At 70.4% G+C, this 13,761-nt stretch carries 15 protein-coding genes; 10 read left to right on the plus strand and 5 right to left on the minus strand.

Annotated features, from left to right (window positions below; all coding sequences use genetic code 11):
* The first annotated feature begins 1 nt into the window (after position 1).
* From nadB to AB7E03_RS06230, 5 genes are all read left to right on the plus strand, one after another.
* Positions 2-1,570, plus strand: a complete 1,569-nt coding sequence (nadB, locus tag AB7E03_RS06210) for an L-aspartate oxidase (RefSeq protein WP_489940248.1) — start codon at positions 2-4, stop codon at positions 1,568-1,570.
* Complete coding sequence (nadC, locus tag AB7E03_RS06215) at positions 1,564-2,418, plus strand: carboxylating nicotinate-nucleotide diphosphorylase (protein ID WP_489940250.1); 855 nt, start codon at positions 1,564-1,566, stop codon at positions 2,416-2,418. The genes nadB and nadC overlap by 7 nt, the downstream gene beginning before the upstream one ends.
* Positions 2,415-3,557: a cysteine desulfurase family protein gene (locus AB7E03_RS06220; RefSeq protein WP_489940252.1), complete on the plus strand. Its 1,143-nt coding sequence runs from the start codon at positions 2,415-2,417 to the stop codon at positions 3,555-3,557. The genes nadC and AB7E03_RS06220 overlap by 4 nt, the downstream gene beginning before the upstream one ends.
* A 170-nt stretch (positions 3,558-3,727) precedes the next feature.
* On the plus strand, positions 3,728-4,135 hold the full coding sequence (locus AB7E03_RS06225; RefSeq protein ID WP_489940254.1) for a hypothetical protein: 408 nt from the start codon (positions 3,728-3,730) through the stop codon (positions 4,133-4,135).
* Between the two features lie 42 nt (positions 4,136-4,177).
* Entirely contained in the window at positions 4,178-4,396 is a 219-nt protein-coding gene (locus AB7E03_RS06230; protein WP_489940256.1) for a hypothetical protein, read from the plus strand.
* 61 nt (positions 4,397-4,457) lie between these two features.
* Here the strand turns inward: AB7E03_RS06230 and AB7E03_RS06235 are convergent, their stop codons facing one another.
* The gene (locus AB7E03_RS06235; protein ID WP_489940258.1) at positions 4,458-4,775 is read right to left on the minus strand and encodes an ArsR/SmtB family transcription factor; all 318 of its coding nucleotides are present in this window, start codon (positions 4,773-4,775) and stop codon (positions 4,458-4,460) included.
* A complete protein-coding gene (locus AB7E03_RS06240; protein WP_489940260.1) occupies positions 4,772-5,233 on the minus strand; it encodes an SRPBCC domain-containing protein in 462 nt (153 codons plus the stop codon). Before AB7E03_RS06240 ends, AB7E03_RS06235 begins: the two co-directional genes overlap by 4 nt.
* A gap of 203 nt (positions 5,234-5,436) precedes the next feature.
* Here AB7E03_RS06240 and AB7E03_RS06245 point away from each other — a divergent pair, with 203 nt between their 5' ends.
* The 5 genes from AB7E03_RS06245 to AB7E03_RS06265 all read left to right on the plus strand — a co-directional run bounded on the left by AB7E03_RS06245 (position 5,437) and on the right by AB7E03_RS06265 (position 9,785).
* Positions 5,437-6,918 carry an MDR family MFS transporter gene (locus AB7E03_RS06245; protein ID WP_489942871.1) on the plus strand — a complete coding sequence of 494 codons (1,482 nt, stop codon included), beginning with the start codon at positions 5,437-5,439 and terminating at the stop codon, positions 6,916-6,918.
* Between the two features lie 70 nt (positions 6,919-6,988).
* Positions 6,989-7,411, plus strand: coding sequence for an iron chaperone (locus AB7E03_RS06250; protein ID WP_489940262.1), 423 nt, complete (start codon positions 6,989-6,991; stop codon positions 7,409-7,411).
* Positions 7,408-8,442 (plus strand): ADP-ribosylglycohydrolase family protein, encoded by a 1,035-nt coding sequence (locus tag AB7E03_RS06255; protein ID WP_489940264.1) that lies wholly within the window; start codon positions 7,408-7,410, stop codon positions 8,440-8,442. The genes AB7E03_RS06250 and AB7E03_RS06255 overlap by 4 nt, the downstream gene beginning before the upstream one ends.
* Positions 8,435-9,364, plus strand: a complete 930-nt coding sequence (locus tag AB7E03_RS06260) for a PfkB family carbohydrate kinase (protein WP_489940266.1) — start codon at positions 8,435-8,437, stop codon at positions 9,362-9,364. Before AB7E03_RS06255 ends, AB7E03_RS06260 begins: the two co-directional genes overlap by 8 nt.
* A 61-nt stretch (positions 9,365-9,425) precedes the next feature.
* Positions 9,426-9,785 carry a DUF488 domain-containing protein gene (locus AB7E03_RS06265; protein ID WP_489940268.1) on the plus strand — a complete coding sequence of 120 codons (360 nt, stop codon included), beginning with the start codon at positions 9,426-9,428 and terminating at the stop codon, positions 9,783-9,785.
* 88 nt (positions 9,786-9,873) lie between these two features.
* Here AB7E03_RS06265 and AB7E03_RS06270 read toward each other — a convergent pair whose 3' ends face one another.
* The 3 genes from AB7E03_RS06270 to AB7E03_RS06280 form a co-directional block, all read right to left on the minus strand.
* Positions 9,874-11,802, minus strand: coding sequence for a glycoside hydrolase 5 family protein (locus AB7E03_RS06270; RefSeq protein ID WP_489940270.1), 1,929 nt, complete (start codon positions 11,800-11,802; stop codon positions 9,874-9,876).
* 62 nt (positions 11,803-11,864) lie between these two features.
* Entirely contained in the window at positions 11,865-12,704 is an 840-nt protein-coding gene (locus tag AB7E03_RS06275; RefSeq protein ID WP_489940272.1) for a carbohydrate ABC transporter permease, read from the minus strand.
* Positions 12,697-13,680: a carbohydrate ABC transporter permease gene (locus AB7E03_RS06280; protein WP_489940274.1), complete on the minus strand. Its 984-nt coding sequence runs from the start codon at positions 13,678-13,680 to the stop codon at positions 12,697-12,699. The genes AB7E03_RS06275 and AB7E03_RS06280 overlap by 8 nt, the downstream gene beginning before the upstream one ends.
* Between the last annotated feature and the right edge of the window lie 81 nt (positions 13,681-13,761).

Genomic DNA, 13,761 nt, shown 5'->3' on the forward strand with positions numbered 1-13,761 from the left:
CATGAGCCGCGTCGTGGTGGTCGGAAGCGGCATCGCGGGGCTGACCGCGGCACTCCGCGCGCAGGCGCTCGGGCATGACGTCACGGTCGTGACCAAGGCGGCGCTCACCACCGGGAGCACCCGGTACGCGCAGGGCGGGATCGCCGCCGCCCTGTTCCCGGACGACAGCGTCGACGCGCACATCGCCGACACGCTGCGTGCGGGGGCAGGGCTGAACGTGCGGGAGGCGGTGGAGGCGCTCTGCCTCGACGGCCCGGACCGGGTGCGCGAGCTGATCGCTCGCGGCGCTGCCTTCGACCGCGACGGCGACACGCTCGCCCGGGGGCTCGAGGCCGCGCACTCCTCCGCCCGGGTACTGCATGCCGGAGGGGATGCGACGGGCGCCGAGCTGGAGCGGGCGCTCGCCGAGGCGCTGGCGGCTGCGCGCATCCCGGCCATCGAGGCCGCGTTCCTGAGCGATGTGGTGGTCCGCGACGGACGTGCCGCCGGAGTGCGCCTGCTGGTCGACGGGTCGCCGCTGACCGTGGACGCGGACGCGGTGGTGCTTGCGACCGGCGGCTGGGGCCAGCTGTACGCGCACACGACCAACCCCGAGGTCGCGACCGGCGACGGGGTGGCCGCCGCGTGGCGCGCCGGGGCCGCCCTCGCCGACCTGGAGTTCACGCAGTTCCATCCGACCGCGCTGCACGCCGGCGACGGCGGGTCCTTCCTGATCTCCGAGGCGGTCCGCGGCGAAGGTGCGGTGCTGCGCAATGCGGCGGGTGAGCGTTTCATGCTCGACGTGCATCCGGATGCCGAACTCGCCCCCCGCGATGTGGTCGCCCGCGGCATCGCGGTCGAGATGGCGGCGCAGGGCGGGCGTCCGGTGCTGCTGGATGCGACGGCGCTCGGCGCGGCGTTCCTCGCGCGACGCTTCCCCACGATCGACGCCGCTTCGCGCGCCGCGGGCTACGACTGGGGGCGGGAGCCCATCCCCGTCACGCCCGCTGCGCACTACGCGATGGGCGGGGTCGTCACCGACACCGCCGGACGGACCACCGTGCCGGGGCTCTTCGCCGTCGGCGAGGTCGCCTGCACGGGCGCGCACGGCGGCAACCGGCTGGCCTCGAACTCGCTGCTGGAGGGCCTGGTCTTCGCTCACCGGGCCGCCGAGTCGATCGACGAGCCGTGGCAGGATGCGCCCGCCTGGGTTCGGGAGGGTGCGGTGGTCGACGACGCGCGTCTCGCGGCCGCGTATCCGGCGACCCTCTCCTTCGACCGCGACCGGCTGCGCAGCCTGATGTGGGAGGCCGCCGGCGTGCACCGCGACGGGGCGCGCCTCGCCCAGGCCGCGGCCGAGCTGGCCGCGACCGCCGACCAGGAACCGGGTGAAGACGCCAACCTCCTCACACTCGGCCGGCTCGTCGTCGCCGCAGCGCTCACGCGTGAGGAGTCGCGCGGGGCGCACTTCCGGTCCGACTTCCCGCTGACGGGCACGGGCGCGCCCGTCCACACCGTCCTCCTCCCCCACGCCGTTCTCGTCGCTGACCCCGCTCAGCCGACCCGCACAGAGGTGCCTGCCGCATGTTGACCCGCCAGCTCATCCACACCGCCGTCCAGGCCGCCCTCGTCGAGGACGCACCCTGGGGCGACGTGACCAGCCAGCTGCTCATCCCCGAGGAGGCGAGAGCGACCGCGCGGCTGGTCGCCCGCGAGCCAGGAACGTTCGCCGGCGGCGAGGTGTTCGCCGCGGCGATGACCCTCACCGACCCGGCGATCGCGGTGACGCTGCACCTCCCCGACGGCGGCCGGTTCGAGGCCGGGGACGCCCTCGCCACGGTCGAGGGCCCGGCCCGGTCGGTGCTTCAGGCGGAGCGGGTCGCCCTCAACTTCACCCAGCGGATGAGCGGCATCGCCACCCTCACCTCGGCCTTCGTCGCCGAGGTCGCCCACACCTCCGCCCGCATCGTCGACACGCGCAAGACGACGCCCGGGCTGCGCGCCTTCGAGCGGCACGCCGTGCGCTCCGGCGGCGGCCACAACCACCGCTACTCCCTCTCGGACGCGGTCATGGCGAAGGACAACCACCTGGCGGTCCTCACCGCGCAGACCGGCCTCTCGGTGACGGATGCGCTGCTGCGGGTGCGCGAGCAGCTCTCGCACACCACCCACCTGGAGGTCGAGGTCGACCGGATGGACCAGATCGAGCCGGTCCTCGCCGCCGGGGTGGACACCATCATGCTCGACAACTTCAGGCTCGAACAGCTGCGCGAGGGTGTCGCGCTGGTCGCGGGCCGGGCGATCGTGGAGGCGAGCGGCAACGTCAGCCTCGCGACCGTGCGCGACATCGCCGAGACCGGGGTGGATGTCATCTCCTCCGGCGCGCTCACCCACAGCGTCCGCTCGCTCGACCTGGGACTGGACGTGGTGGTCGAGTGATCTACCTGGACGCCGCCGCAACCTCCCCGGTTCGCCGGGAGGTGCTGGAGGCGATGTGGCCGTACCTGACGGGCGACTTCGGCAACCCGTCCAGTCACCACGCCGTCGGCGAGTCTGCCGCGCGCGGGCTGGCGGACGCGCGTGCTGCGGTCGCCGCCTGGCTCGGCTGCCGGGCGTCCGAGATCACGTTCACCTCCGGAGGAACGGAGGCGGACAACCTGGCCGTCAAAGGGATCGCGCTGGCGAATCCCCGCGGCCGGCACATCGTTACGACCCGGATCGAGCACGAAGCGGTGCTGGAGTCGGTCGACTACCTGGTGCGCGTGCACGGGTTCTCCGTCACGTACGTGCCGGTGGGCCGCGACGGGATGGTGTCGCCCGACGACTTCGCCGCGTCCCTGCGGCCGGACACCACGCTCGCGAGCGTGATGCTCGCCAACAACGAGGTCGGCACGGTGCAGCCGATCGCGACGCTCGCCGCGCTCGCGCACGAGCACGACATCCCCTTTCATACGGATGCGGTGCAGGCCGCCGGCTGGCTGCCGCTGGACGTCGGAGCGCTCGGAGTGGACGCGCTGAGCATCTCGGGCCACAAGCTGGGGGCGCCGAAGGGTGTCGGTGCGCTGTACGTGCGCGGGCGCATCCCGCTGGAGCCGGTCATCCACGGCGGTGGTCAGGAGCGGGGGCGGCGGTCCGGGACGGAGAACGTGGCCGGGGCGGTCGCGCTGGCGACGGCTGTACGGCTGACGGCGGAAGGGCTGGATGCGCGCGCGGCGGCAGCGACGGAGGCTCGGGACGCGTTCATCGCGGCCGTGCTGGAGGAGGCGCCCGGCGCATCCCTCACCGGTCACCCGACCTCGCGGCTCCCCGGGTCGGCCTCCTTCGTGTTCGCTGGAACGAACGGCGAGGCGGTGCTCCTCGAACTGGAACGGCGCGGGGTCGTGTCCTCCAGCGGCTCCGCCTGTGCTGCGGGAAGTGAGGACGCATCGCACGTGCTGCTCGCGCTCGGGTACCCGGAGGACGTCGCACGAACCGCGGTTCGGTTCTCCTGGGGGCCGGAAATGTCCGCTGATCAGCTGGCGAGCGTCGCTCCGGCGGTCGCCGACGCGGTGCGGACGGTGGCGCAACTCGGGCGGTGACCGAGGGTCCTTTTTTCAGGAATGCTCAAAGACACCGCGGCACCGAGTGCGGCAAGCATCCTCTCGCCCGTCTAGGAAATCAACCGCCTGTGCCCGCCTCTCGGCGCCGCCTAGCGTCCCTCTCAACTGACCGCACCCCGCTGAAGGCGGGACACAGGGAAGAGGACGCCATGACCGACCCGACACCACCGCCGGAGCACCGGCAGCCCGGCGAAGCCGCCTACGACCACGACGCCGACGGAGCCGCTGTTCCCGTCGACCGCAGCCACACCCTCCGCAACGACGTGATCGAGCGCGAGAAGAGCGAGTTCGGCGGCATGAAGTTCGGTTCGGCCTTCTTCGGCTGGCTGACCGCCACCGGCAACGCGGTCCTGCTGACCGCGGTCGTCGCGGCGGCCGGCGCCGCCGTCGGCCTCGGCGCAGCGGGCGGCAGTGCCGACAACGCCGTCGACCAGGCCAACGCCAACGCCTCCACCGTCGGGATCGTCGGCGCCATCGCGCTCGCCGTCATCCTGTTCGTCGCGTACTACTGCGGCGGCTACGTCGCCGGCCGGATGGCGCGGTTCGACGGAGCGTAGCAAGGCATCGCCGTCTGGCTGTGGGCCGTCATCATCGCGGTGGTGGTGGCGGTGCTGAGCCTGATTCTCGGCAGCCAGTACAACATCCTGGGCAACCTGAACAGCTTCCCGCGCATCCCTCTCAATGAAGGGTCGGTGACCGTCACGGGCATCATCACGGCGATCGTCGTCGCGATCGTCAGCCTCGGCGGCGCCATCCTGGGCGGCATCGCGGGGATGCGCTACCACCGTCGTGTCGACCGGGTGGGGCTCGGTCGCTGAGGCACGGCGAGTCCCGATGTGGGCCTCATGAGCGGGACGCCTCCCGTGCTCACTCCAAGGTTCAGAGGGTCTCGGCGATCTGCTTGATCGCGACCAGACGGCGGTCCCACTCGGCGCCGATGCTGTCCAGTCGCTGCGCTGTCGCACTGAGCTCGGAGCCGAGCACCCGGTACCGCACCTCACGGCCGACGCGGACCGTCTCCACCAGCCCGACCGCCTGCAGCACGACCAGGTGCTTGGCGATGGCCTGCCGGCTCACCGGGAGGCGCTCCGCCAAGGCGGACGCGGACGCCTCACCCTCGCCGAGCGCCTCCAGGATGGACCAGCGGGTGTCGTCGCCGAGCGCGGCGAACACAGGGACCAGCGTGTCGGTGGTCATGCGCCGCTGCCGGTCGCCCCCACGGCGCTGGTCTCCAGGAGGGCGACCAGCTTGTCGAGCTCCGAGACCCAGCCGGTGGCGTGGTCGGCCAGCTCGGCCGCAGGGTCCTTCGCCCGCTCGAAGCCGGTCTCGACGACCGTGAGCTGCGTCCCGTCCCCCATGGGGGCGAGGGTGAAGGTGAAGACGGTCGACGATTCGACCTCGCCCCAGCGATACGACACGCGCTGCGGCGCCTCCACATCCTCGACCAGGATCGGGATGGCGCCGTAACCCTCGAAGGTCATCGTTCCGCGTGCGCCAGGGCCCGACCCGTCGAGGACAGTGCTGCCGAACCAGCGGGAGATGTGCTCGGGCTCGGTCACGGCCGACCACACCTTCTCGATCGGTGCGGCGATGTGGATGGTGCGGCGCACGGTGAGCGCCTCGTTGTCGACGATCGACGCCGGGTTCTCGGTCATGGTGCTTCCTCTCAACGGGATTTCGCGCTCCTGCGCAACCCCAGAGTTGCACATGACCACGTTGTAGTGCAACCCCCCGGTTGCATTTGTTGTTCTATTCCCCGCTTCTGCGGACAGCGAACTTCTCCACAGTTCACACGGACGACACCCACGATGTCGGTGCCTCTCGATAGGTTGGACCGGTGACTGAGAAGACCTCACCTGTGCCGTCGATCGACGCCGGAGAAGCCCTGCGGCAATCCGCCGCTGAGCCGCGCATCGCGCCGCGCGACCAGCGTGTGATCTGGCTGCTCCTGGCCGCCACGTTCGTCGTGATCCTCAATGAGACGATCATGGCGGTCGCCATCCCGAAGCTGATGGACGACCTCCACGTCGACGCCCTCGCGGCGCAGTGGCTGTCGACGGCCTTCATGCTGACCATGGCGGTCGTCATCCCGATCACCGGCATCCTGCTGCAGCGGTTCACCACGCGGCAGATGTTCATCGCCGCCTTGGCGCTGTTCTCGCTCGGCACGCTGTCCGCGGCCCTCGCGCCCGGGTTCCTCGTGCTCGTCGCGGCGCGCGTCGTCCAGGCGTCCGGCACGGCCATCATGATCCCACTGCTGATGACCACCCTCATGACGCTCGTGCCGCCGGCGATGCGCGGGCGCACGATGGGCAACGTCTCGATCGTCATCTCGGTCGCACCGGCCATCGGCCCGGCGATCGGCGGGCTCATCCTCAACTTCCTGGACTGGCGCTGGATCTTCCTGATCGTCCTGCCCATCGCGCTCGCGATGCTGCTGATCGGGATGCGCTTCGTCGAGAACGTCACCGAGACCCAGAAGGTGAAGATCGACACGCTCTCCGTGATCCTGTCGGCGTTCGGATTCGGCGGGCTGGTCTACGGGCTGACGCTCTCGGGCGAATCCGGCGGGGCGTCCGCGAGCCCACTGATGCTGTGGGGCTCCCTGACGGTCGGCGTCGTCGGCCTCGCCGCCTTCATCCTGCGTCAGCTGCTCCTGCAGCGAAAGGATCGGGCCCTGCTCGACCTGCGGACCTTCACGTTCCCGATCTTCACGATCTCGATCGTGCTGATGGCGATCACGACCGCCTCGATGTTCGGCGTGATCATCGTGCTCCCACTGTACCTGCAGCACGTGCTGCACCTCGACACGCTGTCGACCGGTCTCATCCTGCTGCCCGGCGGGCTCATCATGGGGCTCGCTGCGCCGTTCGTTGGGCGGCTCTACGACCGGTACGGTCCGCGCGTGCTCGTCGTGCCGGGGTCCATCCTGGTCAGCCTCGTGCTGTGGTCGCTGACCATGGTCACCGAGCACACCCCGGTCGGCCTGGTCATCGCCGCACATGTCGTGATGAGTCTCGGGCTCGCGATGATGTTCACCCCGCTGTTCACTGCGGGCCTCGGGGCGGTGCCTCCGCACCTGTACTCGCACGGCAGCGCCATCCTGGGCACGATCCAGCAGGTCGGCGGCGCAGCGGGCACGGCACTCCTCATCGCCGTGCTCACCCTGCAGTCGACCGCGCTCGCGGCAGGTGGAGCCGGGATCGACGCCGCCCAAGCGGGAGGCATCCGCGCCGCATTCATGGCCGGGGCGATCATCTCCCTCTTCGCGGTGGTCGGGTCGTTCTTCATGCGCAAGCCCGCCGACTCCGCCTCCGACGAGCCGGCCTTCGCGCACTAGGGCTTCGGCAGGAGGGAGTTCCACGGCCCGCTCCGTCACGGCAGACTGGTCAGCGACGGAAGGAGTCGCGATGGCGCGCGGAGTCGAGGCGGACACGGTCGAGGAGTACCTGGACCGGATCGGCGAACCATTCGGAGCAGCCCTCCGGACCGTTCGCGACCGGATCGCCGCGATCGTTCCCGAATCAGAGCAGGTGATCAGCTACCGGGTCCCGACCTTTCGGGTGAACGGGAAGGCGCTCGTCGGCCTCTCGGTGACGTCACGCGAATGCAGTCTCCTGCTCATGAGCCCGCCCGCCGCCTCCGAGCTTGCCGGAACCCTCCCGGAAGGGACCATTACCGGCGCAACGATCCACTTCCCACCGAACCAGCCGTTGAGCGAAGCGACCCTGCGCCTGATCCTCGACGTCCGCCTGCGAGAACTCGGCCTGCCCCAGACACCTCAGGCGCCCCAGTCACCTCAGGCGCCCCAGACACCCCAGGCGCCGCAGTGAGGGACACCGCACGCACCCGGGCCCTCGCCGCTTTTCAGGGCCTGGCGCTCGGCGACGCCCTCGGGATGCCGACCCAGTCGATGTCGCGGCGGCTGATCGAAGCCGACCACGGGCGCATCCGCGGACTCGTCGCCGCCGGCCCGCACCAGCAGATCGCCGCGGGGATGCCGGCAGGCTCCATCACCGACGACACCGAGCAGGCGGTGCTGGTCGCGCGGCTCCTCATCGACGGCGGCGGAACCGTGCGGCCGGCCGTTCTCGCGTCCGAACTGCTGACCTGGGAGCGGGCGATGGAGGCGCGCGGTTCGCTCGACCTTCTCGGCCCGAGCACCCGCGCCGCCCTCCAACGGCTGCAAGATGGCATGCCACCCGAGGAGGCCGGACGGTTCGGCGCGACGAACGGCGCGGCCATGCGCATCACGCCCGTGGGCATCGCGGTGCCCGTCGAACCGCTCACGGGATTCGTCGACGCCGTCGTCGCGGTGAGCGCCCTGACCCACAACACCGGCATCGGCATCGCCGGCGCGGCCGCCGTTGGCGCGGCCGTCAGCGCCGGAATCGACGGCGCGGACGCACCAGAGGCGCTGGATGTCGCCGTCGCAGCAGCCCGCGAGGGCGCCCTGCGGGGACACTGGGTCGCCGGCGGCGACATCGCCGCGCGGCTGGAGTGGTCCATCCCGTTCCTTCTGGACCGCGCCCCACGCGATCAGGACGACGCCCTCGCCGAGGTGGTCGGCACCTCCGTCGCCGCGCAGGAGTCGGTGGTCGCGGCCCTGGCACTGGTCGCCGTGACGGTGGCCGGGAGCGAGCCAGCGCACCCCGACCCGGACTCCGCCTGGGACACCCTGTGCCGCGCCGCCTCCCTCGGCGGCGACACCGACACGATCGCCGCCATGGCCGGCGCTGTGCTGGGCGCGACGGGAGCGGCCGCCTGGCCGCACACGGCGCTCGACACCATCCGCCGGGTCAACGCCCTGGACCTGGAACCCCTGGTCGACGGGTTGCTCGAACTGAGGAGACGACATGGCTGACGGACGCCTCATCTTCACCGGGACGGTCGTCGTCGACCTCCTCCTGACCGTGGATGCGCTGCCCGAGCACGGCGGCGACGTCCTTGCGTCGTCTGCAGGGATGACGGCCGGCGGTGGCTTCAACGTGATGGCTGCGGCGGCTCGCGACGGCGCCGAGGTTGTCTTCGCCGGGCGCTCCGGCACCGGCCCGTTCGGCGAGGCCGTCGCCGAGGCGCTGTGGCGCGAAGGCATCACGGTGTCGAACCCGCCGCTGGAGACCGTCGACAACGGGTACTGCGTGGTGCTGGTCGACGCCGGAGCCGAACGCACCTTCGTCACCGCGCCCGGCGCCGAGGGGATGCTGAGCCGCGCCGACCTGGATGCGGTCCAGCCGCATCCCGGTGACGTCGTCTACGCCTCCGGGTACAGCCTCGCGCACCCCGGCTCCGGCCCGGCGGTCACGGGGTGGCTGGCCGACCTCGGGCCGGAGACCCGGGTCGTGTTCGACCCGTCTCCCCTGGTCGGCTCGCTCGACTCGGAGCTGCTCGAGGCCATGCTGCGGCGGACCGACGTGCTCACCGCCAACGCCCGGGAGGCGCGGATCCTGCGCGCCCACGCGCATCCCGCCCCTGCGGCGGGCGCACTGCGCGGGATGCTGCGGGACGGCGGTGTCGCCGTGGTCAGGGACGGGGCCTCGGGATGCTGGGTCGCCACCGGCGATCCGGCTCCGGCGCACATCCCGGCTTTTCCCGTCAAAGCCGTCGATACGACAGGCGCGGGCGACGCCTTCGGCGGCGTCCTGGCCGCGGCCCTCACGCGTGGCGCCCTGCCCATGGATGCCGCCCGCCGAGCCGCTGCCGCCGCGGCCATCGCCGTCACCCGGAAGGGACCGGCGACCGCACCGACGGCCGCCGAGACCGACGCCCTGCTGGCCGCGGGCTGACCCCGGGGTCACACTGGTCCCACGCCGCCGACGACGGCGCGAACGAGCCGAGGAGGCATCCGTGTTCATCGTGAAGCGCATCTACGACCCGGCCGCGCCCGAGGACGGCTACCGGGTGCTCGTCGACCGGCTCTGGCCGCGCGGCATCAGCAAGGAGCGCGCCGCCCTCGATCTGTGGCTCAAGGAGGTGGCACCCTCGACCGAGCTCCGCCGCTGGTTCCACAACGACCCGGCCGTGGAGGGCGAAGTGTTCGATGAGTTCCGCATCCGCTACGACAAGGAGCTCGACGCCAACCCCGCCGTGGCGCAACTGCGAGACATCGGCCGCGAGCATCCCACCGTCACCCTCCTCGTCGGCGCGCGCGACCCCGAACTCGACCACGGCACCGTCCTGAAGCAGTACCTCGCCGCCCACCCCTGACCCGCAGCAATCGCCTCCTCACAAAATGCGGCCGACACGCCGCTGGGAGCCGTACTTTGTGAGGAAACGATGGCTGGACGGGGCACGGTCAGTCCTGGGTGAGGAGGCGGACGGCTACGCCGTAGGGGTTCAGCGGGACGTCGGGCGCCGGCTCGCCGTCGAGCGTGCGGAGTTCGCCCGCCACCGACGGCGTAACGGTCACCGGGCTCTCGTGCTGCGAGACGAAGAAGACGAAGCGGCGGCCGTCCTCGTGCACCAGCTCGTCGCTGAACACCCGGGGGTCCTCCAGCCGCACGTCGCGCTCGACATCCGCCACCCCGGCCAGCGCGTCGTACAGCCGCCAGGTCTGTTCGGGGTTCACCCGCGCCTGTGCGGAGGCGAAGAACTCGAGGGGATACGTGCACAGCACCGCGCGCCCCGCCCCGTGCTCGTTGACGACGAGGGCGGGCCGCCCGTGCGCATCCACCGCGACGACACGTCCCGAGGTCGGCCGCACCGGCAGATAGGTGCGCCCGTTCTCGTTGCCTGCGGCCGCGAAGGTCAGTTCGGTGCCCGCGCCGAGCGGCCCGAACGACTCCGTGAACCGCAGGACCACGGTGTCGTCCGTGACCGGCGCAGCAAGCCCGTACGCGCTGTCCATCCGCACCCCGAACAGCTCCTCGGTGTGTGCCCACCAGGGCCCGCGCTGCACGCCGCTCGTTCCGTGCGAGTACGACGCATATATGGTCGCCCCGCCGCCTGCGAGCGAGACCAGCTGCTCCCACGAGGTCGCGCACAGCTGCTTGACCGAGGGAAGCAGGTACAGGCCGTATCCGGTCGGTAGCCCGCCGTCCCGCTTCTCCCGCACGACGGCGACGGGGATGTGCGCCTCATGAGCCGCGACGTACGCCTGCTCGCCGGTGACGACGATGTGGGCGCGCTCCTCCTCCTGAGTGAAGGGGTAGTCCTCGGCGAGGTGCGACGGCACGACGAGCGCCGCATCCACCGCCGCACGCCGCACGGACGGCAGATCGATCGCCGCGAGGTCGGCGGCGAATCGCGCGAGCTCGCGCAGCGGAGGCTTGGGCGCGCCGTTCCGGTCGGTGATGCCGAAGTGCATCTCGAAGGGATGGTGCGAGTACGGCCGCTGGTCGGCGAGGTCGTCGTAGTCGGTGTTGTTCCACGCGATCCATCCGGTCGCTCCCGCCAGCAGCGTCGAGTACAGCAGCTGCCGGTAGTAGGTTGCGGCGCCCGCATCCGACACGAAGTCGCTGGTGAGCCCGAACTCCTCCATGATCACCGGGAGGCCGTGCGTCGCCGACAGCTCAGCGATGAACGCCGCCTTGAGGTGCTGCCGGGTCTGGTCGGTCTCCATCCGGTACACGTGCGGGCCGATGAAGTCGGTGAACTCCGCGATGTCGCGCACCGAGAAGCCGTTGTCGTGCCCGGTCGTCTCGATGCCCCATGCGCCGTCGCCCACGGCGACCGGCTGAGTGCCGCCGCCCGCGCGCACCGCGTTCACCAGCAGCGACGCCCACGCATCCACGATGGGACGCGGCGCCTCGCCGCCGTAGATCGGCACCTCGTTGGTGAGCAACCAGCCGGCGACGGCGGGATGCGCGGCGAACCGCGCCGTCAGCTCCCGCACGTACCAGGCCTGCCGCCCGACGAACCAGACGTCGCGGTACAGGTCGCGGCCCTCGCGCCACGCTGGATCCCAGTTCTCCCCCGACATGTGTCCGACCAGGAACGTCGGGACCGTCGTCATCCCGATCTCCTCGTGCGCGTCGAGGAAGTCGGCGAAGTTGGCCACGCACTGCTCGTCGAGCGAGTCCGGCGTCGGATGGAAGTCCGGCCAGTAGAAGAAGGAGCGCGTCATGTTCAGGCCGTGCTCCGCGAGCACGCGCAGCTCCTGGCGCACGATGGCGGCGTCGTAGCGGGTCCACATCAGCGGGCCGCCGGTGCGCGACCAGAAGTTGGCGCCGAGCCACACCACCGGGGCGTCGTCGACCTGCAAGACCGGGGAGGGGCGATCCATGATGCCTTTCACACGAGGGAACGAGAAGCGTTAAGAGGAGGCGAAGCGGGACGCGGCAGGCGTCACTTCACCGCGCCGGCCGTGAGACCGGCGACGAAGTTGCGCTGCAGCAGCAGGAACGCGACGACGATCGGGATGGAGACGACCAGCGACGCCGCCATGATCTGGTTCCAGTAGACGTTCGTCTGCGTGGAGTACAGCTGCAACCCGACCGCGAGCGTCCGGTTCTCATCCGTCGTCATCACGGACGCGAACAGCACTTCTCCCCAACTGGTCATGAACGAGTAGATCGCGACAGCGATCAGTCCCGGGCGAGCCGCCGGAAGGACGACGTGCCAGAGCGCGCCCATCGGGCCGGAGCCATCCACCTTCGCGGCCTCGTCGAGGTCGCGCGGGATGCCGTCGAAGTAGCCGGCGAGCATCCAGATCGAGAAGGGCAGCACGAACGTGAAGTACGTGATGATGAGCCCCCAACGGGTGCCCACCAGCTGGATGCCGGTCGCCTGGTTGATGTTGACGAAGATGAGGAACAGCGGGAGCAGGAACAGCACGCCCGGGAACATCTGCGTCGAGAGCACGGTCGTGGTGAACACGTTCCGGCCCTTGAACCGATAGCGCGACACCGCGTACGCGGCGAACACCGCGATGACCAGCGAGATCAGCGTGGCGGCGCTCGACACGATGAGGCTGTTCACGAAGTACGAGGCCAATGGCACGGTCGACCACATGTCGATGAACGGCTGGAAGGTGATGTTCTGCGGCCACCAGGTGAAGGAGGCCTGCACCTCGGACAACGGCTTCATGGATGACGTGACCATGACCCACAGCGGGACGACCGTGAAGACGGTCAGCACCGCGACGGTGACCCACCGGAAGACGTGGGAAGAGGTGGTCTCACGCATTGCGGTTCCTCCGATTCACGGCGAGCAGATAGATTCCGGTGACGATCAGCAGGAAGATCAGCAGCAGCACGCTCATCGCGGCGCCGGAGCCGAAGTTCCAGGTCAGGAACGAGGCGTTGTAGATGTGGAACGAGATCAGGTCTCCGGAGGCCGGCTGCGCGGTGCTCCCGAACAGCACGTACGGCGTGTTGAAGTCGTTGAAGGTCCACAGGAACATCACCAGCAGCAGCACGGAGTTGACCGGCCGCAGCATGGGAAGGGTGATCGCGTGCCACTGGCGGAAGGGCTTCGCCCCGTCGACCGCTGAGGCCTCGTAGACCTCGGCCGGGATCGACTGGAGGCCGGCCATCAGCATCAGGAACGCGAACGGCCACAACCGCCAGATCGCGACGATGACGATCGCCCAGAAAGCGTTGTTGCCGATCAGCCAGAATGGCTTGTCCCCCGAGAACCCGAGGGTGTCGAAGAAGAAGTTGTTGATCGCGCCGGTGTCCTTCTGGAACATGAACTTCCAGGTGATGATGCCGGCGTAGAGCGGCAGCGCGTACGGCACGAGGAACAGGGTGCGGAAGAACGCGCGCCCCCGGAACCGGCCCTGCAGTGCGACGGCCGCGGCCATCCCGAACACCCAGGACAGGCCCACCACCAGGATGGTGAAGCCCACGGTCACGAAGAACGAACTCAGCAGAGCCGCACCGGTGGAGCCGCTGAAGTCGAGGGCCACCGCGTAGTTCTTGAGACCGACGAACGGGGCCTCGCCCCAGTTCGCGATGTAGAACTTGGTGAGCTGGAGGAAGCTGATCCAGATGCCCGTGAGCATCGGGACCACATGGATGAGCAGCTCGAAGATGATGGCCGGTGCCAGCAGGACGAACGGCAGCCACCATCCCTTCGGGCGGCGGCGCTTCGGCGCCGGAGGGGCTGCGGGGACCGGCACGGTCTGTGCGGGGCCGCGGACGTCTGTCGTCGTCGACATGAGTCTCCTTACAGGTGTGGCTGGTCACCGGGCGGGACGGGAAGGCCGATCAGGGGCTCCTCGTCCCGCCCGGCGAGCGGG

This window comes from Leifsonia sp. RCC_180 (assembly GCF_058138205.1).

Bases quoted from the DNA above. Each gene is read 5' to 3' on its own strand.
- AB7E03_RS06280 (WP_489940274.1), bottom strand. From the start codon at position 13,680: ATGTCGACGACGACAGACGTCCGCGGCCCCGCACAGACCGTGCCGGTC.
- nadB (WP_489940248.1), top strand. From the start codon at position 2: ATGAGCCGCGTCGTGGTGGTCGGAAGCGGCATCGCGGGGCTGACCGCG.
- AB7E03_RS06240 (WP_489940260.1), bottom strand. From the start codon at position 5,233: ATGACCGAGAACCCGGCGTCGATCGTCGACAACGAGGCGCTCACCGTG.
- AB7E03_RS06275 (WP_489940272.1), bottom strand. From the start codon at position 12,704: ATGCGTGAGACCACCTCTTCCCACGTCTTCCGGTGGGTCACCGTCGCG.
- AB7E03_RS06235 (WP_489940258.1), bottom strand. From the start codon at position 4,775: ATGACCACCGACACGCTGGTCCCTGTGTTCGCCGCGCTCGGCGACGAC.
- nadC (WP_489940250.1), top strand. From the start codon at position 1,564: ATGTTGACCCGCCAGCTCATCCACACCGCCGTCCAGGCCGCCCTCGTC.
- AB7E03_RS06260 (WP_489940266.1), top strand. From the start codon at position 8,435: ATGGCTGACGGACGCCTCATCTTCACCGGGACGGTCGTCGTCGACCTC.
- AB7E03_RS06270 (WP_489940270.1), bottom strand. From the start codon at position 11,802: ATGGATCGCCCCTCCCCGGTCTTGCAGGTCGACGACGCCCCGGTGGTG.
- AB7E03_RS06225 (WP_489940254.1), top strand. From the start codon at position 3,728: ATGACCGACCCGACACCACCGCCGGAGCACCGGCAGCCCGGCGAAGCC.
- AB7E03_RS06250 (WP_489940262.1), top strand. From the start codon at position 6,989: ATGGCGCGCGGAGTCGAGGCGGACACGGTCGAGGAGTACCTGGACCGG.